Origin of the sequence: Cytobacillus eiseniae, assembly GCF_017874625.1 — a bacterium.
Classification (GTDB): Bacteria; Bacillota; Bacilli; order Bacillales; family Cytobacillaceae; genus Cytobacillus; species Cytobacillus eiseniae.
This window is the reverse complement of sequence record NZ_JAGIKZ010000002.1, coordinates 399,691-420,015: the sequence shown is the minus strand read 5'-3', so window position 1 is coordinate 420,015 and position 20,325 is coordinate 399,691. Positions and strand designations below refer to the sequence as shown.

Annotated in this window: 20 protein-coding genes and 1 pseudogene; 5 read left to right on the top strand and 16 right to left on the bottom strand. The window is 34.9% G+C overall.

Features of this window, described 5'->3' with window-relative positions:
* The 6 genes and pseudogenes from J2Z40_RS04210 to J2Z40_RS04185 form a co-directional block, all read right to left on the bottom strand.
* Positions 1 to 191: pseudogene (locus tag J2Z40_RS04210) on the bottom strand (IS110 family transposase); the annotation flags it as partial.
* A 299-nt stretch (positions 192 to 490) separates the two neighbouring features.
* Positions 491 to 874, bottom strand: a complete 384-nt coding sequence (locus J2Z40_RS04205) for a hypothetical protein (protein ID WP_066393963.1) — start codon at positions 872 to 874, stop codon at positions 491 to 493.
* A gap of 148 nt (positions 875 to 1,022) precedes the next feature.
* Positions 1,023 to 1,898: an L-serine ammonia-lyase, iron-sulfur-dependent, subunit alpha gene (sdaAA, locus tag J2Z40_RS04200; RefSeq protein WP_066393961.1), complete on the bottom strand. Its 876-nt coding sequence runs from the start codon at positions 1,896 to 1,898 to the stop codon at positions 1,023 to 1,025.
* A gap of 23 nt (positions 1,899 to 1,921) precedes the next feature.
* Entirely contained in the window at positions 1,922 to 2,584 is a 663-nt protein-coding gene (gene sdaAB / locus J2Z40_RS04195) for an L-serine ammonia-lyase, iron-sulfur-dependent subunit beta (RefSeq protein WP_066393959.1), read from the bottom strand.
* 32 nt (positions 2,585 to 2,616) lie between these two features.
* Positions 2,617 to 3,300: a helix-turn-helix transcriptional regulator gene (locus J2Z40_RS04190; RefSeq protein ID WP_342590315.1), complete on the bottom strand. Its 684-nt coding sequence runs from the start codon at positions 3,298 to 3,300 to the stop codon at positions 2,617 to 2,619.
* 270 nt (positions 3,301 to 3,570) lie between these two features.
* Positions 3,571 to 3,804 (bottom strand): group-specific protein, encoded by a 234-nt coding sequence (locus tag J2Z40_RS04185; protein WP_066393951.1) that lies wholly within the window; start codon positions 3,802 to 3,804, stop codon positions 3,571 to 3,573.
* 204 nt (positions 3,805 to 4,008) lie between these two features.
* Between J2Z40_RS04185 and J2Z40_RS04180 the strand changes: the two genes are divergently transcribed.
* From J2Z40_RS04180 to J2Z40_RS04170, 3 genes are all read left to right on the top strand, one after another.
* The gene (locus tag J2Z40_RS04180; RefSeq protein WP_066393948.1) at positions 4,009 to 4,641 is read left to right on the top strand and encodes a hypothetical protein; all 633 of its coding nucleotides are present in this window, start codon (positions 4,009 to 4,011) and stop codon (positions 4,639 to 4,641) included.
* A gap of 218 nt (positions 4,642 to 4,859) precedes the next feature.
* Positions 4,860 to 5,045, top strand: a complete 186-nt coding sequence (locus tag J2Z40_RS04175; RefSeq protein WP_066393946.1) for a hypothetical protein — start codon at positions 4,860 to 4,862, stop codon at positions 5,043 to 5,045.
* A gap of 143 nt (positions 5,046 to 5,188) precedes the next feature.
* A complete protein-coding gene (locus tag J2Z40_RS04170) occupies positions 5,189 to 6,244 on the top strand; it encodes a M42 family metallopeptidase (protein WP_066393945.1) in 1,056 nt (351 codons plus the stop codon).
* Positions 6,245 to 6,324: 80 nt separating this feature from the next.
* On the opposite strand, the gene J2Z40_RS04165 is transcribed toward J2Z40_RS04170, so the two are convergent.
* Together J2Z40_RS04165 and J2Z40_RS04160 are read right to left on the bottom strand one after the other, a co-directional pair.
* Positions 6,325 to 6,534: a hypothetical protein gene (locus J2Z40_RS04165; protein WP_066393943.1), complete on the bottom strand. Its 210-nt coding sequence runs from the start codon at positions 6,532 to 6,534 to the stop codon at positions 6,325 to 6,327.
* 45 nt (positions 6,535 to 6,579) lie between these two features.
* Positions 6,580 to 6,921 (bottom strand): DUF2642 domain-containing protein, encoded by a 342-nt coding sequence (locus J2Z40_RS04160; protein WP_066393935.1) that lies wholly within the window; start codon positions 6,919 to 6,921, stop codon positions 6,580 to 6,582.
* A 241-nt stretch (positions 6,922 to 7,162) separates the two neighbouring features.
* On the opposite strand from J2Z40_RS04160, the gene J2Z40_RS04155 reads away from it, so the two are divergent.
* The gene (locus tag J2Z40_RS04155) at positions 7,163 to 8,290 is read left to right on the top strand and encodes a glycosyltransferase (RefSeq protein ID WP_083953885.1); all 1,128 of its coding nucleotides are present in this window, start codon (positions 7,163 to 7,165) and stop codon (positions 8,288 to 8,290) included.
* A 134-nt stretch (positions 8,291 to 8,424) separates the two neighbouring features.
* Complete coding sequence (locus J2Z40_RS04150) at positions 8,425 to 9,684, top strand: nucleotide sugar dehydrogenase (RefSeq protein ID WP_066393934.1); 1,260 nt, start codon at positions 8,425 to 8,427, stop codon at positions 9,682 to 9,684.
* Positions 9,685 to 9,849: 165 nt separating this feature from the next.
* Here the strand turns inward: J2Z40_RS04150 and J2Z40_RS04145 are convergent, their stop codons facing one another.
* The 8 genes from J2Z40_RS04145 to J2Z40_RS04110 all read right to left on the bottom strand — a co-directional run bounded on the left by J2Z40_RS04145 (position 9,850) and on the right by J2Z40_RS04110 (position 19,840).
* Positions 9,850 to 10,758 carry an NAD-dependent epimerase/dehydratase family protein gene (locus J2Z40_RS04145; protein WP_066393933.1) on the bottom strand — a complete coding sequence of 303 codons (909 nt, stop codon included), beginning with the start codon at positions 10,756 to 10,758 and terminating at the stop codon, positions 9,850 to 9,852.
* A 71-nt stretch (positions 10,759 to 10,829) separates the two neighbouring features.
* Entirely contained in the window at positions 10,830 to 12,920 is a 2,091-nt protein-coding gene (locus tag J2Z40_RS04140) for an alginate lyase family protein (protein WP_066393932.1), read from the bottom strand.
* 21 nt (positions 12,921 to 12,941) lie between these two features.
* The gene (locus J2Z40_RS04135; RefSeq protein WP_066393929.1) at positions 12,942 to 13,943 is read right to left on the bottom strand and encodes a glycosyltransferase family protein; all 1,002 of its coding nucleotides are present in this window, start codon (positions 13,941 to 13,943) and stop codon (positions 12,942 to 12,944) included.
* Between the two features lie 166 nt (positions 13,944 to 14,109).
* Positions 14,110 to 15,240, bottom strand: a complete 1,131-nt coding sequence (locus tag J2Z40_RS04130; RefSeq protein WP_066393927.1) for a glycosyltransferase — start codon at positions 15,238 to 15,240, stop codon at positions 14,110 to 14,112.
* Positions 15,233 to 15,955: a glycosyltransferase gene (locus J2Z40_RS04125; protein WP_066393924.1), complete on the bottom strand. Its 723-nt coding sequence runs from the start codon at positions 15,953 to 15,955 to the stop codon at positions 15,233 to 15,235. Before J2Z40_RS04125 ends, J2Z40_RS04130 begins: the two co-directional genes overlap by 8 nt.
* 12 nt (positions 15,956 to 15,967) lie before the next feature.
* On the bottom strand, positions 15,968 to 17,566 hold the full coding sequence (locus J2Z40_RS04120) for a CgeB family protein (protein ID WP_066393922.1): 1,599 nt from the start codon (positions 17,564 to 17,566) through the stop codon (positions 15,968 to 15,970).
* 47 nt (positions 17,567 to 17,613) lie between these two features.
* Entirely contained in the window at positions 17,614 to 18,732 is a 1,119-nt protein-coding gene (locus tag J2Z40_RS04115) for a glycosyltransferase family protein (protein ID WP_066393921.1), read from the bottom strand.
* Positions 18,733 to 18,928: 196 nt separating this feature from the next.
* Positions 18,929 to 19,840, bottom strand: a complete 912-nt coding sequence (locus tag J2Z40_RS04110; protein WP_066393919.1) for a C40 family peptidase — start codon at positions 19,838 to 19,840, stop codon at positions 18,929 to 18,931.
* Positions 19,841 to 20,325 lie beyond the last annotated feature (485 nt).

Below are 20,325 nucleotides of genomic sequence, written 5' to 3'. Positions count from 1 at the left end.
CTTTCCATAACAACATCAGTAACTTTAAAACTAGATAACCAATCACTTAAAGACAAGAGACCACTGGTTGTGGTTGTGAAAGTTTCAATTACTTTTTTCGGTCTTTTATCTAAAGGACCGAATAGAACACAGGCAACTACAGTTTCTTGATGCACATCTAGGCCAGCACACCGTTCAATCATTGCGTCCATAATAGAATCACCTCAATATTAGATTAACAACACACGTGAACAGTAGATATGTTTCAAAATTTTTGTATACGTGCTTTAAGCACAATAGACGGTTCTTCAATACTGCCACAACCAGTTTCCTAAACAGGGTATCTTTTAAAAGACCCACCAAAATTATTCCAGCCTGGTTGTATTGTTATAAATCATTATTGTCAATGCAAAAATAGTGTAGACTCTACTATGGTTAAGAATTAGTTTTCATGATAGACGGTGGCGGCGAGAAGCGCCGCCATGTTGGTTTCCTAGACAAAAAAAAGCGCCTAAATTGGCGCATTACTGACTTTACTACTTTTACCTTCTATCATTAATATGGACTCTTCATTTTTAGCAATCTTTGTTAATTGCGCATCTAATCGCTGATTAATTAAATTTAATTCTTCACGGTAGACTTTATTAATTGAACTTCCTTTAAAGATTTGAAAAAAATCCTTAAGTACATCTGTCTGGAATGAATCCATTTTTTCTAGAATTTCTTTAATATCTGTTAAATCTATTTGATTTACTTCTACTCTATGTTCAATGCTGTCCATCTTTTCTAATCGATCGAGCCGGTGTTCAAGTGTTTTAATATTACTGCCTATTTCTCCAATTTCCTGTTTGACTTCATTAATACCTGTAAGTATTTGCTTTAATATCTCCTCCATAGTATCTCTCCCCGCCTCTTTGTATTTTTATTCTATCATTATTCGATTAGCCAAATCTGTGGATATTTATTTACATTTTCTACTTTAGACGATAATAAAAACACATGGTAAGCTCATTTAAGAAATACCATGTGTTCTTTAGTCAAAATTAATTCTGCTTTCCGAAAATCTTCGCCTCTAGTCTTCTCCCAGTTGGTGTGGCTGCTAGTCCACCTTCTGCTGTCTCCCTAAGAGCGGATGGCATCGATTGGCCAATTAAAAACATTGCATGAATGACTTCATCACATGGAATTCGACTTGTTATTCCAGCTAGTGCCATATCTGCTGCTGTCATCGCATTGGATGCACCCATTGCATTTCGCTTCACACATGGAACTTCTACTAATCCAGCAACTGGATCACAAACAAGTCCGAGCATATTTTTTAATGTGATGGCCATTGCTTCTGCGGCTTGTTGTGGTGTCCCGCCAGCGAGCTCTACAATCGCCGCTGCAGCCATTCCGCTAGCAGAGCCGACCTCAGCTTGGCATCCACCAGCCGCACCAGATATGGATGCATTATTCGCCACAACGAATCCAAAAGCAGCAGATGTAAATAAGAATTCAATCATTTCCATTCTTGTTGGATTTAATACTTCCTTCACAGCAAATAGTGTACCAGGAACAACCCCAGCTGAACCAGCTGTTGGCGTTGCACAAATGGTCCCCATGGCTGCATTTACTTCATTCGTTGCTACTGCTTTACTTACCGCATCAAGTAGAATATTTCCAGACAAGGCTTTTCCACTTTGGATATATTTCTGTAAGAGAACCGCATCTCCACCTGTTAATCCAGAGACAGAAGTAACACCATTCAAACCTCGTTCGACCGCTTGCTCCATCACAGTTAAATTTCGATCCATTTTTGCAATGATCTCTTCTCTTGTAAGGCCTGTCACTTCCATTTCTTGTTGAATCATAATTTCTGCAATTTTTACTTGCTTGTTTTCTGCTAGCTCCACAAGCTCAGCGACACTTTTAAACATATTTTCACCCCTACCCTTTGCTGTTAGTCGACCATTCTAATTGTTTGAGTTACATTTGGGAGCTTTTCAATCTCTGTCATAATCGTTTGTTCGATTTTTTGATCCACTTCGATGACCATTAACGCCATCTTTCCTTTTTCTTTCCTAGATACTTCCATATGACCAATGTTAATTTCATGATTTGCTAATATTTGTGTGACAGCTGAAATCACCCCGAATTGATCATTATGAACGACTAAAATAGCAGGATGCTCACCCGATAATTTCAGTTCAAATGAATTAAGTTCTGTGATTTCAATCGTGCCCCCGCCAATTGATATTCCAACTATTTCCAAATCCCCATTATCATCGTAAAGGTTAATCCGAACTGTATTTGGATGATCGGTCACCTGATTTTCAATTTGAAAAACAACTTCCATTCCTAGTTCTTTTGCAAGCGTTAGAGAAGTTGGGATTCTTTCGTCAAATGTATCAAAATCAAGTAGTCCTCCAACAATTGCAACGTCCGTCCCATGTCCTTTATACGTTTTTGCAAACGATCCATACAAAGAGATTACAGCTTTCTTTGGAAGACGGTTAAATAATGTTCTTGCCACACGTCCAATCCGTGCTGCACCTGCAGTATGAGAGCTAGAAGGACCAATCATAACTGGCCCGATAATATCAAAAGCTGATCTATATTTCATTTCATAAGCTCCTTAAAAGTATTTAAATACGGTTACTTTTGTTCAGAAAGTTCTTCTGTTTGAAACTCATTCATTGTTCTTATTTTCTGCAAGTAATTATATACGGTAAACTTTGAAACACCAAGCACAGAGGCAACATAATCCGTCGCACCCTTTATAAGAAATGTTCCTTTTTCTTCAAGCTGTCTTACACAGTCTACTTTTTCTTCCAACGACATTAAGGAAGGGGCTTTTTTAAAACCTAAAATAACTTGTTCCACCATTTCATGTGTTACATCTTGAACAGATGTGAAAAAGCTTTCTGTTTTTGTCTCATGTTCATCAAAATTAATAAATTGTTCAAGTTCCCCACCGAATTGTATCAGAAGACTAATATCATAATTTATACATAAAGCCCCAATGACCTTTGCCTCATCATCGCGAAGGAAAATCGTTGCTGATTTCATAATATTCCCTTTTTTTGATTGTGTTTTATAATTTGGAATATCTTCAACTTCTTTTTTTTGTTTTGCCAATTCTTCAAGTACAAGATCGGTAATCGGAGAGCCAATTTCTCTTCCAGTTACATTTCCTGCAATATGAATCAACGATTTTTTTAAATCCGCAAAATCATGCACGGCTACTTCACAACGAGAACCGAACATTTTTACAAGCATATCTGCTGTGCGAATAGCTAAATCAAATATCGGCTGATGTGATTTCTTCAATTTTGACACATCCCTTAAACCAATGTTCTTTCAAAAATTATCATATCACAAATTATAGATAGTTAAAATAATATTTTAATAGCTACAAAAATATTGCAAATCAAATCATACTATAGTGTAAATGCGAAGTCACTGCAATTATCTTTTTAAAAGGAATAAGAAGCTAACGACCTACTGTATATAGGCTGTTAGCTTCTTATATGTTTGTATTGACGAAAACTTTCACTGCTTTCAAAAAGTATAACTTTTCAGCAGGCTATGTAGATGCTGTAGTATTTTTTATAGATTTTTCAATACTAAGTTTAAACGATTTTCTCGCTCATTCTTTTCATCCACAGAGGATAGATCGTATTTTTTCAACAGATGAAATACTTCATTCAAAATATCTTGCGTATGTTCCTTATCAAAAAACTGTTGAAAAAGTGGCTCCATATCGGAAGGCAAGTAGTCCTTCTGCTGCTCATATTTTTTCATTACTTCTTCATGTGAATGGTCTAATTTACATTCGCTCATGCGATTCCCTCCTAATAAAATATATCCTATATCTATTATATTACTTCATATTATTGTAATCATCCATCACACTCTCCATCCAATTTTGCAAATGGGTCCATACAAATCATTTCTTTTCCTTATTATTAACCAATCATTCCATTTGTAACATCATGGAACTTTCATTCGTCATATGAGTGAATACAAAAGAAAGGAGCCATACAAATGAAAAATGGAATCCTTTTCATTCTTGCTTGCTTGTTACTGACGGGTTGTAAGATTGATGAATCTCCTTCCCCTTTCCCTGGGTCTTCAGAATCCCAATCACATTCTGATATTGATTCAATCGCCATTGATGATTTTTTTCCTCTTGAAAATAAAATTTACTCCTTTAATGGTGAAGGCAATGAATACGCAGCTTATAAAGAAACTTTCTTCACTAGAATTGATCATTATCTTCCTTCAATCGTAGAAAATGGCGGTACTCGAATATTAAAAGTGTATGAATTAACAACTGAAGGCATTTATCTAGTATATGAACAGCCAGAATACTATGAAGAAACACTCCCTTCTATTGATTCCATCAAAGGTAAATTTAACCGACAAACACTACTGATGAGTCCATTAACAATCGGAACAGTCTATGATGATTGGGAAATCGTAAATATAGATGAAGAAATACAGCTTCCCATCGGTAAAATAAAAAAAATTATTGTTGTTGAGCAAAAAGATGAAGAAAATCAAACAATCATCACAAGCTTCTGGGCACCTGGATATGGAAAAATCAAGGAGGAGTTTGTATCTACTGAAGGGTCTGAAGAGTTTAAGGTTGTTTCTGAACTAAAGAACATGGAATAAAATAGCAAAAGCCACAATCGAAAAGAGAAACATTTCACCTACTTTTGCAAATGTTGGTGAAAATTGAAGAACTACGATGAACGCTGTATTGATTAAAATTTACACTTGATTGTGAAATAACATAAATAGTAAATTAATCATTTTTTCCAGGGCAAATGACGGTACATGCACTTTCCTTCTTTCATAGTATAGAGCAAAAGGAGAAGGAGGGTTCGTTCATGTATTTAGTACCTCTACTTTATTTTCTTAGTATGCTAGCTGGATTTGCTTTAATAAGTGTACCTACTTCAGCAGTCATTACAGCTGGTGTAGCCAGTTTCCTAGACATTGTCGGAGGAATTGCTGTCATTGTATTCGCAATTGCACTGTTATATCTTGGATTTAAGGCTTTATTTAGAAAATAATAAATGCAACAAGAAAGGGACATCTACTAGTCGAGGAGAAGTGACTGGGTCGATGTCCCTTCTTTCTTATTTCTCATATAAACATAAAGAAGTATAATAAAGAGTGTGGAAATAATTTTTTAGAAGTGAGAGGAGAAATAGCAATGCCTTACCCGAATACGAATGATACGATTCAACTATTAACAAAGTTAGTCTCAATTCCAAGCCCATCTGGGAATACAAATGAGATTATTTCCTTTGTCGAATCGTATTTAAAACAACTAAACGTGGAAACAAAAAGAAATCGCAAAGGTGGCTTGATTGCTACTATTCAAGGGATAGATAATTCTAAACATCGGATGCTAACTGCTCATGTTGATACGCTAGGAGCAATTGTGAAAGAAATCAAGCCAAGTGGCAGACTAAAGATTGACTTAATCGGTGGCTTTACTTACAACTCCATTGAAGGAGAATATTGTGAGATTGAAACATCCTGTGGGAAGAAGCTTACAGGAACGATCTTAATGCACCAAACATCTGTTCATGTATATAAAAATGCTGGGAAAGCAGAAAGAAATCAAGAAAATATCGAAGTTCGGTTGGATGAAGTCGTACATAATGCTGAAGAAGTTCGCGAACTTGGAATTGAGGTTGGTGATTTCATCTCTTTTGACCCGAGAGTACAATTAACTTCTTCTGGGTTTATTAAATCTCGTCATCTAGATGATAAAGCGAGTGTCGCTATCCTTCTTCAATTAATTAAACAATTAAAAACGGATAAAATTGAACTTCCTTATACCACTCATTTCTTAATTTCAAATAATGAAGAAATCGGGTATGGAGGGAATTCCAATATTACCCCAGAAACGGTTGAATATCTTGCTGTAGATATGGGAGCAATCGGTGATGGACAATCAACAGATGAGTATACCGTTTCCATTTGTGTGAAAGATTCAAGCGGTCCTTATCATTATCAATTAAGAAAACATCTTGTTCAGTTAGCTAAGGAACATGGAATTGATTATAAATTAGATATCTACCCATATTATGGTTCAGATGCTTCAGCAGCCATTCGAGCAGGATACGATATTATTCATGGTTTAATTGGTCCTGGCATTGATTCATCTCATGCATATGAAAGAACACATCAATCATCCATCGAAAATACAGCTAAATTGCTCTACCATTATGTGCAAACTGCCATGATTCAATATCAATAAAAAATATATGTAAGTCAACAGAGCACACTTGCATTTGACTATGGATAAAGCCGCGTTCTTTAGCGGCTTTATCCATAAAATTAAATTGGCACTCTAATAAAGCTCACACTACTTAGCGGAATCACCACTGGACGTGTCTGTTGTTCATACCCAGTAATTATTTCAGTAAATTCAATGACACCAGCCGTAACAGAGCGAATGATTCCTTCAAATAACCCATCAGCCACCGCTACTTCCACAATTACACCAGTATAATTCCTTAATTGATCTACTAATAAATCTGCAAACAAATTAAACACCTCCTATATTTAAAGTAATCATTCACAATCTAGGAATTATAGACCTGTCTGTGATAAATTTGAAACGGCTTGTACACTTGCTAGTGGGACTAAAACATTCGTATTTGTTCTTGTCTCAAGCAAGACAACATAATCCGTTTTTACAGCAGTTAGTAATCCTGTCACATCTGAAAAGTTAGTTGTTATCTCAACATTATTTCCTATTAAATTTGTAAGACGATCACGTAACTCTTGTTCGGGAATTGGGGTTGGATCTGGACAGATAAGATCGACAATCGATCGAATCGTTGAACAAATAATCCCTGAACGATAAATACGGTTTACCCCTTGCTGAGTTGTATCAATCACACCTGAAAGAACTTGATTTATTACAGCCAAAGTACTCACTCCTTTCTTTTATTCTTTATTACTATATTAAGAAAATGTATGAATGGAATGGACAACCTGTCATTTTTTTTTACTTTAACCACCCATTTTATACTTTTCACTCCTTAGACAGGCCATTTGCCTGTAATGCTCAGCCAATCGTAAAGATTTGAATGTCATCACCCTCCTTATTGTAATAAGCTACTATACGATCGTTCATTATTAACTACTTTATAAACTGGAGTGATAACTTTTGACGAAAAAGATCAAGGTTTTAATGGTTCTAGATCGGTTTGAGGTGAATGGTACAACAACACATGTACTCAATCTCATGAAAAAATTGTGGGAGTGGAATATTCATACGGTTGTAGCAGGTTATAAAGCTTCCTTTACCGACAGGTTCAAGGAGATTGGTTTTCCAGTGTATGAACTGCTGTTTTCAGAAGAATTAAACGAGGAAGACAGAATTACCCAGCAATTAGAAGAGATTATCGAGAAAGAACAGATCAATCTTGTCCATTCACATCAATTAACTTCAGGACTTATTGCAGCAAAATGTGCAAGAAGAAAAAATATCCATTCTATTTTCACAGTTCATGGGACTTACTATCATGATAAGGACTTTAAACAGATAATTGAACTAAACGACAAAATTATTTGTGTCAGCCCTGCCGTCTATCGGACCATTCAATTATTCGCAAATAACAAGATGCATTTGATCCCAAATGGAATTGATCTAACAGAATTCAATTATGAATACGTGGATTATGTAAGAAAAAACTTAGGAATAGACAAAAGTGATCCTATTATTGTTTACGGAAGTAGATTAACTTGGAAAAAAGCACAAATTTGCATGTCACTTATAAAAGCAGCAAGATCACTCAAGCAAAAAGATTATCCAACTCTCCATCTTATTATTATTGGTGATGGCAAGAGAATAAAGGATATTGCAAGTATGGCAGAACGCAATAATCGCTTATGTAAAGAGTCTTTTATTCATATCATCGGTCAGGAATTGAATATGAGGGATTATTATTGCAGCGCAGATTGCATTGTCGGCACTGGCAGAGTAGCGTTAGAAGCACTTGCCTGCGAAAAACCTGTCATTGCAGCCGGAAATGCTGGCTATTTCGGTCTCATCAGTCAAGAAAACTGGAAAAAAGCATGGGAAAGTAATTTTGGTGACCATGCATCCTTAAAAACAGTAAGTTCAATTATCCTGTATCAGGATTTAAAAAAGCTTTTTGATCAAAATGAGGAGTTAAAAATAGTTGGACATCATTCTAGACATATTGTAGAACACTATTTTAATAATGACAAAACAACAAATACAATCCTTTCTTTATATAATCAAATTGTAACTAATCCCCTTCACCAGTAAACCTAACTCTTCTCATTTAAACCAAGAATAGAAATAACTGAATGCAATTTCATATTCTTCGGGACAACCAACCACACACCCCATTGAACTTGACCATATATTATTTTAGACAAATAATGTTAGGTGATGAGAATATGAAAATATGTGTAATGGGCCTAGGGTATATTGGCTTGCCCACTGCTGTAATGTTTGCTGAATATGGACAAGATGTACACGGTGTGGATATAAACCCTGCTGTAATAGACAGCTTAAATAAAAAAAAGCCCCATATAAATGAACCAGGTTTACAGGAAAAAATGAGTGAAGTGATTGATGACGGAAAGTTAACAGTATCAATCCTTCCACAGGCAGCCGATGTATTCATCCTTGCTGTTCCTACCCCAATCACGAAAGATAAGAAGGCAGATCTATCATATGTTAAAGAAGCTACTAGAATGATTCTTCCCTATTTAACTCAAGGCAATCTAGTAATTCTAGAATCTACTGTCCCGCCAATGACAATCGACAATCACTTAATCCCCATTTTATTAGAATCTGGACTTGCCATCGGTGAGGACTTGTTCGTATCACATTCACCAGAGCGAGTGCTCCCCGGTCAACTTTTTGAAGAATTAATTTGGAATGATCGAATTGTGGGAGGTATTAATGAAGAATCCTGTTTAAAAACTGTCTTGTTATATAAAAAGTTTGTCAAAGGAAATATCTATATGACAGATGCAAGAACAGCTGAGATGGTGAAATTGATTGAAAATACCTATCGTGATGTGAATATAGCTCTTGCTAATGAACTTGCAGAGATCGGAGAAAAGCTAAACATTAATATATGGGAAGCAATCACACTAGCAAACTACCATCCTCGAGTACAAATTCACGCGCCTGGTCCTGGTGTTGGTGGCCATTGTATCGCTGTCGATCCTTGGTTCCTCATTGAACAATCTCCTGATGAAGCGAAGCTTATTTCATTAGCGAGAAATATTAATGATTCTACACCAAAAAGAATGGTGAAAATTATTGAGTCTACAATTAATCATTTACGTAACCCTACTATCACTATACTAGGATTATCCTATAAGGGAAATATTGATGATATGCGTGAGAGTCCCTCTTTAGTTATTTTAACTGAACTAATAAATAGAGGGTACAACATCAAAATTCATGATCCATATGTCAAGTCCTCAATTCCAGGTACTTCGGCAACATTAGAAGAGGCTATTCAAGATACCGATTGTCTTGTGATATTAACAGATCATAACGAATATAAATCGATCGATTTTAGCGAACTAAAAGATCTATTTCATACAAAAACAATCATTGACACTAGAAATCTATTAAACCACCAGCTGTTAAGAGATAACGGATTCACTTGTTTGCAAATTGGAACCGAATTCAATTAATCTATAAGGAACAAAAAAGCTATCCCAAAAAGTCATTTTTCATTGACTTTTGGGATAGTTTTTTTAAAATTATATAGTAAATATGGAGTATTTACGATTTCATGACTACTTATAGTTTGAACTGCTAGTATTCTGTTTTTATAAGCCTGATCATCGTAACATGATTCACCGATAATATTCGATCGTTTCGATTAATCCATCTTCTAATGAATATTTGGGATTCCATTTTAATATGTTATTCGCCTTATTTATGAGCAAACTGCTATGCTTAATATCGCCAATTCGTTCTTGAGCATAGTTCGGTGTAATTTCTTTATTCAGCACCTTGCTCATTGTTTCAATTAATTGGTTAATACTTACACTAGATTGACAGCCAATATTAATAATCTCATTGTCTGCATTGTGAATAGCCAATAGATTAGCCGTTGCAACATCCTTCACAAATACAAAGTCACGTGTTTGTTCCCCATCACCGAATACTGTAATGCTTTCATTTGCCAGTATCTTATTGGCAAAAACAGAGACAACGCCGCCTTCTCCTGTTGAGTTTTGTCTTGGACCATACACATTGGCATACCTAAGAATGGTAAACTTTACATCATAGAGATCATTAAATAATTGAGTATAGCGCTCTGAAAGGGATTTTGACAAGCCGTAGAAGGAGAGAGGCTGAACAGGAAAGGTTTCTTTAATCGGATTGTCTTTCGTGTCACCGTAAACCGCACAAGAGGAGGAGAAAATAAATTTCTGAACGCCTGCCTTTTGTGCAGCATGTAATAGCTGTACTGTTCCTAAAGCATTCGTTTTGAAGTCGTGTATAGGATCTGCTAAGGATTTAGTTACATCCACCTGTGCTGCTTGATGAATGATTATATTTGGTTGCTCTTGCAAAATAACTTGCTCCATCTCTTTTGAAAGGATATCGACTTCATATATTTTAATCTGTGATGGAAGAAATTCTTTACTGCCGCTTGATAGATTATCCGCTACAATAACCTCAAACCCTTGCTTAAGTAATAAATCAACAATATGCGAACCAATAAACCCTGCTCCACCTGTTACAAGTACTTTCATAAAAATTCACTTCTTTGTTGTTTTGTCATTTATTGTATTTTATGAAACAATTTTTGTTTTGTTCATTTACATCAGAACATTTTAAATCGAGATTGAATGGTACAAATATGAGTATTAGCTTCAATAATTATCGTAGTAATTGGTTCTTTCTCCTTGATTTTTCCGAATTTCCATCCAAAAATATTTGGCTTTGTTTCACCAATCCTTTTTTTGATTTGAAAATTGGAGGCAGAGGAGATTTCGATTTCCATTAATTTCTTCTTATCTTTTCTCAAGTAGATCTTATCCTTTTTAATTTCCGCCTCAATGCCAGGAGCAATATGCCAGAGAATTTCATAACAATGAGCTTGTAATGAATCGATTTCATCGATTACATTGATTACCTTTTTACTTTTGAAATATTCTAGTGTTCGTTTATGCACTACATTCTCGTAACGTTTGTTTATGCCTGAAACACAAGCATACTTCTTCCCTACTTTATAATCTGATAAAAATACTTCATTATATTTCTTATCCAATCTATGAAGTCCCACTTTATCAACTACAAGTGTATTATGGGCGTAGGATGAATAAGCATACTGTGTGAACGGATCGGAGTAATCGTAGCCATTTGGACCTGAATCGATAATAATATCTTGTTTGGCATATATAATAATACTTAAATCATCACTATGCTTATGATAATTCGTATGATAGGCCGCATTGAAAAATATAAAACTTGCATCCTGTCCCTTTATCCAATCGTCTCGAAAAATGGCATATCCAGCTTGAGGGAAAACAGCATCCGCTGCAGGAGGGGTAGCCCCACGTTGTCCCTGTGAAACGGAATATTGATAATATGGATGGTTTGTCCATAAATTTGCAGAAGGCTGATCCTTTAAAAATGTATCTCCGACAAGTGGCCAATTACCATTTGGCTTAATGATATAGGTCGCATATTCAGCCATCCGATCATACAAATCAGAAAAGTAGTCTTTGCTTTCATCCATGTTCGTCTCGAAATAAGTTTTATACCGTTGGACGGCATTGGCAATAACCTGATGATAAGCAGGTGAATGCTCTAGATGAACTCCTTCATCAGATATAATTGTATCGAAATAGCTCCTTAACCGTTGTTTTGCGACTTGCTCATAAATTTGGCTTCCTTTCACTTCATTAAAATAATGGGCAAAGACAAGTAATGCTTCATCTTGAAACATGCCATGATTCGTATTTTTCGAATAAAAAAGGTTTGTTGAAAGCAAATCTGCATGAGCAACCATTTGAGTAAATAAGAGTTGCATTTGATCTTTCGAAAAAATTTTTCGTGCTTCTTCAAAAAACCTAACCCAATTAATCAATCTTCTTGCTGTTACTTCATCAGCCCAGGCCATTTCATGTAAGTTTGACAGATCGCCTATAGGATTGTGAACTATCCAGTCTTTGATGATGTTATAACCAAAGATGATATACTTCTCCTCAGATGTTTTCTGAAATGCTTTAATTAAATCAATTAAAAAAAAGTGTCCATGCAAAGTATGCATATACGATTTTGTGAATGATGGATTGATCTTCCAATCCATTCCTTTTTTGTATGAAAACACACCGTAAGCAGGGAAACTATAAATCCCTGCTAAAAAGCCATTTGCTGCTTCAATATAGTTTTTATTTAATGGTGAGGAATAAAATGAAGCTAAACTCTTTGTATCTTTATTCGACTGAAGCATACTCTTCAATGACTTCTCAGTCTCTTCCAATGAAATTCCTTCATTAAGCCTACTCACTTTTTCAACTATTTTCTTCTTTAATTCTTCTATTTTCGTTTTAGTTAAATTAAAAAAGTTACATTGATATAGCTTCTGATTAAACTTTAGCTTTCCCGTGTTTCCCTCAGACTCAATGAAACGAACCCCTATGAGTTCATCAATCAAATCGATCGGGACAATAAGACGTTTGTTTTGAAAGATTGGAACGAATTCGAACTTCTTGATTAATTTTTTTGCAAGGAGATTATTTTCTGATGAAAAGGTAATCAAGACTGCTTTCTCAGTATATGGGTAAACATATAACAGCCTGTTTCCATTTAAAATTTCCATCCGAAACGCCTCAGGATTCCAAACAAACTTTAGGCTTAATTGTTCAACGATCTGTTGAAGATCAACATAGCGGATATCACTTTCCATTGTCTTCCTCCTCGAAAATAATTAGTTCGAACTTATAAGCTCCCTCCATTTTGTATAAATGACTGCTAAATCAAAATTATTCTCACAAAATTCCTTTACTGCTCTTTGCTCATCAAAATATAACTGACTGTTTTTTGTATAATCATTTATTCCTGCAGCCATTTCTTCCAGACTACTTTTTATAAATTTTTGTGGATAAATTTCTTCTGAACCCTTCCATCCTGTAATAAACGGAATGCTTCCTGATGCCATTCCTTCTGCAACTGCTTGATGAGAACCTTCTATATCACTCACAGAAAGAATAAAGCCAATTTTCTGTAGCCATTCTGGAATATCTGTACCCCACTGTTCAAAAAGTAAAGAATCATTGTGTCCTGAACTTTTGATCTCATGAAATAATTGGTCATAATATTGACGCTCACTCGGATTTCTCCATAGCCATGGATAGGTAGATGGATGTGCTCCTTTTATGTGTAAACGATAGCGCTCATCGTACTTTTTAAGCTCATTTAAAAGGGCAAACGCACGATCAGGTCTTTTGAGCTTAGGACTATAACCAATCATACCTATTTGATAATTTGCATTAGGCTGTTTTTGTAAATTGAATTTTTTAACAGGCACTGCATTGTATATTAAAATAGATTTTTCCTTAGGAAGAGCTAGCCGACTCTCTATCAAGCTCTTAATGGCTGGCGCGATAAAAACAATTTTATCAACATTCCTTAAATGAAGCTGCTCAGGATATGTCGTGTTCATTTCATGACGGTGAAACCTGATAAATAACTTTTGATGTGGCTGTTTATGTTTTGAATACCAAACAGCATTTCCTAGACACCATTCGGCAATAATAATATCTGCCCATTTCAAAAGCTTTCGGCTTTTTCCTTCATCATGCCTCGTATGCCCCGACCATTCATCCACTTCGACGATAAACTGGCTATCTTCCTTAAAGAAATGAATAATTTCTTTCATAAACTTTAAATCTTGTCCCGCAAATAAAAGGTTTAATTTTTTTTGGGTCATTTTCTCTCCCCCTATAAAGTAAATATCATTCGTGGAGAATATGATCCCCCCGCGAATCCGTTGGCTGACCTAATCACTCTCAGGAAATACTGTATAATTTGTTGTCGTCCCAGTTTTTTATTAACTGACTATCACCATAAAGTGTTTCCTCTACATTTTCACTACGTTATTCTGCGGTAAAATGGGCACATATTTTACGATAAACTTCCTTAAAGGTATAATTTTCACTAAGAAGGATCATTTGATTTGCTGCTTTTTGATAGATTGCATCATTTGTAAATGAAATGGTTACCTTTTGAATAAATTCATCAAAGGAATTAGCAAATAATGGATAATCTTTACCGAGAAGCTGTTCATGTACTTTTGTGCGATTTACAATCACAGGCTTACCTAAGCTTCCATATTCTAATAGCTTTGTAGACAGTTCTAAATGGTCATTTAAACTTTCATTCCTCCAGGAAATACATACATCTGATTTTGCTATTAGTTCCATTGCTCTTTCTCTTGTTTGTCCCATAAATAAGCGAATTTTCCGATTTTCACTTATCATTGACTCTACCTTTGCTTGAAAATCACTCACAAAAGGTTTATTGTAATATTTTGCTCCAATAATAAGGAGCTCACTATCTGGGAATTTACGAGAAATATGATCGAAGGCTTGTATAATTTTAAGCGTATGATATTGGGGAGATAGTTTGCCTGAATAAATTAACTTTTTTCCATTCCTTTTAATTACGATTTCATTCTTATTAAAATTAGGAACCATCGGAGGAAGTATAAATAATTTTTCTGGTGGAACTTTCATTTGTATTAATTGCTGTTTGATTGCATGCGTTTGACAAGCAATATATTTTGCCCTTGGAAATACACGATTGTAGATGGTAGGATCTCCTTCTCCATTTTCTAAATGATAAATAATACACTTTGATAAGATCTTCCTATACTTTAATAAAAGGGGACTAAGATTGGCCCCTCTTACTAAAATAGTTGTATAATTATGCTCTGTGTCCAAGTGATTGATCCTTTTTAAAGCATCTGCTGGTGACAAAGACTTTTTTGTATGGTTTAATAAATTGTGTTTGCCGTTATTTTTTTGTTCCCAGCATTCAACTAGTTGGATCGTAGGAAATATAGCTACAGATTGGATTAAGGTCTGATTGAAAATTGGAGTTTTCAAGAGGAGAGTAATATTATTTTGCCTATCTTCTGCTAAAGTTTTTAGAATAGAAACCACCCATATGGAGGATCCATCAATTATATTCATATCCGTATCTGCATAAACAAGTATATTATTCATTTGCTCTTATCACTCTCTTATTAAAACCGCTTAGAATTTCATTGATTTGCTCCATATCTGCAATTGTCTCTTGTTTATAAGGACTGTTAAACTTGGAATGAATATTGTTGGAATGAACGACAACAACAAATTTTCCTTCTCCTAATATTTCGTGTGGATAAGAAATCACACTCTTATGGCCACCTATAACAGAGTACCTTTTCCCATCCAACCATTCATTTGTTTTATAAATAAACGTATAAAAAGGCGGAGAAAAATAATACCATGTCGCAAGCCTATGGTAAACAGAATCATAAATATAGCCTTTCTGATTAATTAATGCGACCGTACTTGCCTTAGGCTTATATTGATGCAGTTGTTCAATAAAGGTTTGATGAAACATATCATCTGAATCTATTCTTGTTAGGTAAAAGTATTGATAGCCATCAATATACTGATTGACCTCTTTTACATACGCTGTTTTTTTAATGAATTTTATATTATTTGGAAGCTTCTCATATTTTCGTAGTGTATTTGCTATTAGTTCTTCTGTTGAATCTTCATATAAAATGAGTGTTAAAAAATCTTGTGAGGTTTGCTGCATAAGGCTTTGCAAGGTGAACTTCACAAATATTTCCATGCGATCTTCAATCCATTGCTTTGAAAGCCTTTCATCCCCGATCTCTTGGCTATCCCAATTATTAAATTTAATATTAATAATAATTCTTTTATTCATAAAATCACCTATTCATATATTAATTGAACGATCTTTAGAAAGCTTTTGAAATAGTGCTTCTGAGAGGTTCCCATTAAACGAAAAGTTATATCGATTGCTAGCATAAATATCCGCTTGATTTGAGTCCCTTTTTTTTCCATTCAACATATATTGAATGATTAATTCTGCATACTGATATTTCGTTACACACGCATCATATTGAAGCTCTTTCACTAAACATTCTTCATGCTTTCCTTGAATGAGTATTTTTGCATTTTCCGCTTGAAAATAGCAAACTTTTGTACTAATATCAGCACCACTGTACATTAAACTATGGACCATATCTGTTATGAAAAATGAACCATAATAGTGTAATGGTGAGAAATACGTATAATAAGCATTCTTATCCATTGTATATAATTGAAGTTTGGATAGGTCCAATAATTTTATATTTTCATTCGAATGATGGGCTTTGCAATATTTGCTAATTTCTGCAATATTTTCTGCTGGAACATATACAAGAAGACTTTTAGTCTCATAGGTTTGATTCTTGAAGGATCGAATAACTGATTGATATTCACTTAGGCTTTTAACCATTGAAAGGACGATTACCTTGCTATCAATTGGATTTACATTTAAGCCTATTCTCGTTGCAACTTCATACAGTCGATGTTTATAGGTATGCTTGCTAAATACTAGTCTTTGCCCTTCTAGTGAAAGCTTCATACGTAAATGATTATCATTTAAAAGTGTTTTTAGCTTTTGCTTTGCTTCCTGAGTAGTAGATGCCATCTGAACAATATTGCCCATTTGTACTTCAATCCCTTTGGCATACGAACTTAATATTGGTGTACCAGATGCAGCAATTTCAAAAACTCTTCTTGAAAACATCGTTGATGAATTTTTTACAGTATTCACATTTAGAAATACTTTATAATTCTTATATTCCTCTAAAAGTTTATTGTATGGCCGATGACCGACAATATGTTTTCTATATTTGAGAGGAAATTCATTTACTTGCTTCGCTTTTCCTTTTAAATGATAATTTCGATCAAAAATTTCTAAGCCATGCTCCAAAGCTGCATCTAAAATGGCCACCATATCCTTTGCACGTTCTTCGTGGCGATTAGCATAATAAGTGCCTGCGAAGCTTACATTTTTCTTCGGACGATATTGATTAATTGGGTTATGAATCAGAGGCTGTGCAGCGAAAAGTAAAGGATATACTCTTTCATGCTGAACCCTTTTTTTATAAATATTGATTAAATTAGCATCAGTAGTAAAAACATAGTCAAATAGCTTGGCAGTTTCTATGAACCGATCAAAATGAATAGGATCCTCTTTATTCCAAAATACGGTAGGAATCTTCATCTGATTGCACCATTTAATTAAACTTTTTAGTTCGTTTCCTTTTGAGTTCGAATAAGAAGCAATTCTATACTGCCAGGAACCAGAATTGCCATTCCATGCGGATTCAACAAAAAGAAAATGTGGTCGTTTTTTTATTAAGACTTCCTGCCAATTATTTGGGGTAATTGGAATAAGCTCACTATCTGGGTTCAATGCTTCAAAGGAAAATTCATCTAAAATACAGGCAATTCTCAAAGATGAAATGGGTATTAGATTACTCATTTAACATCCCTCCCTTCTAAATAAAAACAATTAACACTTCCCATTACTTATTTTTTGTTATACTCAGTTACTAGATTCTGTAGTTGCTTTGCTCGGTGTTCCCAAAGATTGTTTTTTAGAAACTTTTCCGTTTTTTCCTTATCGAAAGACTTATTTGTTACTTCTTCGATCATTCGAATAAATGCTGTATCAGTTTTAGCTATATAGACACTTGGATATTTTTTAATTTGTGGGATATCGATTGATACAACTGGCAGCTCAAGTGCTAAATAGTCGTATACCTTAATTGGATCTACCGCTTCACTTAATGGATTTTGCTTAAAAGGAATAATAGCCGCGTTCCATCTTTTACTAATCTCCTTTATTTCTAGACTGTTTTTTGGACCTAAATAGTGTATATTAGGTGGCAGCTTTATTTTAGGAAAGGAAAGGCCAATTAACTCGTACGTCCATTCTGGTTTTCTTTTTGCAATGGTGATTAATCTCTCCCAATCAAACCATGCTTTTGTTAAATGACCGAAATAGCCGATCACTAGCGGATTCCTTTGTTTCCTCATCATAGAGTTCTTCTCTCTAAAAAATATTGGATCTAGTGCATTAGGAGATAAATAAACCTTTTTGTTGCCATAGGACTCCATTTTCCTTTTCAAAGGAGTGGAAACGGCACAAATTACATCTGCCTGTTGATAAATTAACCTTTCAAGATTTTTATTATACCAATGGGCAGCACCCGCTTTTTGGAATTCCTCCCAATCATCGCGAACATCATACACTGTTACCCATCCATTAGAATGAAATGCATCGATGTACTCTGCACATATTAAATGTGGATAAGAGATAATAAATGCCTTTTCTTTATTACGAAAATCAAAATGAATGATTTTTTCCAATAGATGAATGATTTGCTTTTGGGGAATCTGAAAAAGGTACTCATTAGCAAAGGTTTGTAACGGTTTTTCTTGTTTTCCTTGATTATAGGAGTAGATGACTGGTATTTTCTGTTTAGTAAGTTCATTTGCTAGTTTATTAGGGCGGTTTCCAGAGTATTTATTCATATAAGTGGTTCCCGAAAAAATAAAGAAAATTTGTTTTGCCTTTGCATTAGCTGTAAAATCAAGGAAGTTATTCAGTTTGTTCTCATAATCTTGATGATTGAAATAAGGCAAAATAATTTCCCTCCATTTAAAACAACCAAATAACAAATTTCATATTGCCTTTTTTTCTATACACAAGTCATCCTATGTTTGTACACTAATTTTGTGTAGACTTATATATATATTCATTGAAAAAAAAGAAAAGGACTGATTAGTATAAACCACTAAACAATCCTTTTTCTAAAAATAATTTTCTATTCAAAGCTAATCAAAACGCCGTTCTAGCTCCTAAATAACGTGATTTCCAATAAGAAACATTCATATCACTTATTGTTACTCCAGTTGAAGAGCCCGAGTGAATAAATTGATTGTTTCCTAGATAGATTCCTGCATGTGACGGTCCTGATGATGTGTTGAAGAAGACAATATCCCCTACCTGAGGTGCTGATACAGTCTTTGTTGCATCCCAAATGGTTGCTACTGTTCTTGGAATAGAGATGCCTACATTATTAAATACATAATTCAAATATCCGCTGCAGTCAAAAGCTACTGGCGTGCTGCCGCCCCATTTATACGGGACACCCATATATTTTTTTGCCTCAATGATTAATGCATCCACCTTAGAAGCAGCTGCACTTGTTGATGACAACTTTAATACTTGTCCAACAACAATCGTATCAGAGCTTAAGTTATTCATTGACTTCAATTGTGTAATTGATAGATTATGGCGACTTGCAATAAGCCAAAGAGTATCTCCACTTTGGACTGTATATGTACTTAATGATTCGGTATGTTTAATCATTAATTTTTGTCCAGGATAGATCGTGTCGGACGTCAATCCATTTCTATCTTTTAATTCCTGAATCTGAAGATTGAATTTTCTTGCAATTTCCCATAATCTATCACCTGTTTTCACAGTATAACTCATCACATCTGCATCTGTTTGTTCATGAGTATGTGGTTCAATTAAGCTAATGCTTTGGCCAGGATAAATAACTGAAGTTGATAAGCTATTCCATTCTATTAATTGATTAATAGATAGATGATTCGCTTGAGCAATCTTCCATAACGTATCCCCTGATCTAACTTGGTAATTATTCTCGTGAGCACTTGCATTCCCACTAAAAGCTGTAATAAATAACCCAGTAGAGGCGGCTATCGTGAGTAGTTGCTTTCTCATGTTGTTCCCTCCTAATAATTCTTATACATCCTTATTTTAGTAGAGTATTACGTCAAAATATATCTGTAAGATATGGAGAGATTAGTAGATTTTACACAACTATGATTAATTTTACATTTTTGCTAGTATATTTCGCGATTTCAAGATGTTTTTACTTGATTTCTATTCTTTGTTTATGCTATTTTGACAAACATTGTTGCCAATATGCCATATTTAAATAAAGGCTGTTTTCGCAAACATTGTTGCTATTTAACACATAGTTGGTAAAGGTTGATTTCCGCTCCAGGTCGCTCCTTTTCCGCGGGGTGGGCGCTGAGCCTCCTCATCGCTTACGCTCTTGCGGGGTCTCAGCTGTCCCACGCATCCCGCAGGACATTGAGTAGGCTACTTAGAATTCACACCGCACGAAGGAAATGCGACAGCATTTTCGAGGACCTCGCACCTTCCGCTCCAATCAACCGACCTATTTGGTAAAACTTTCAATC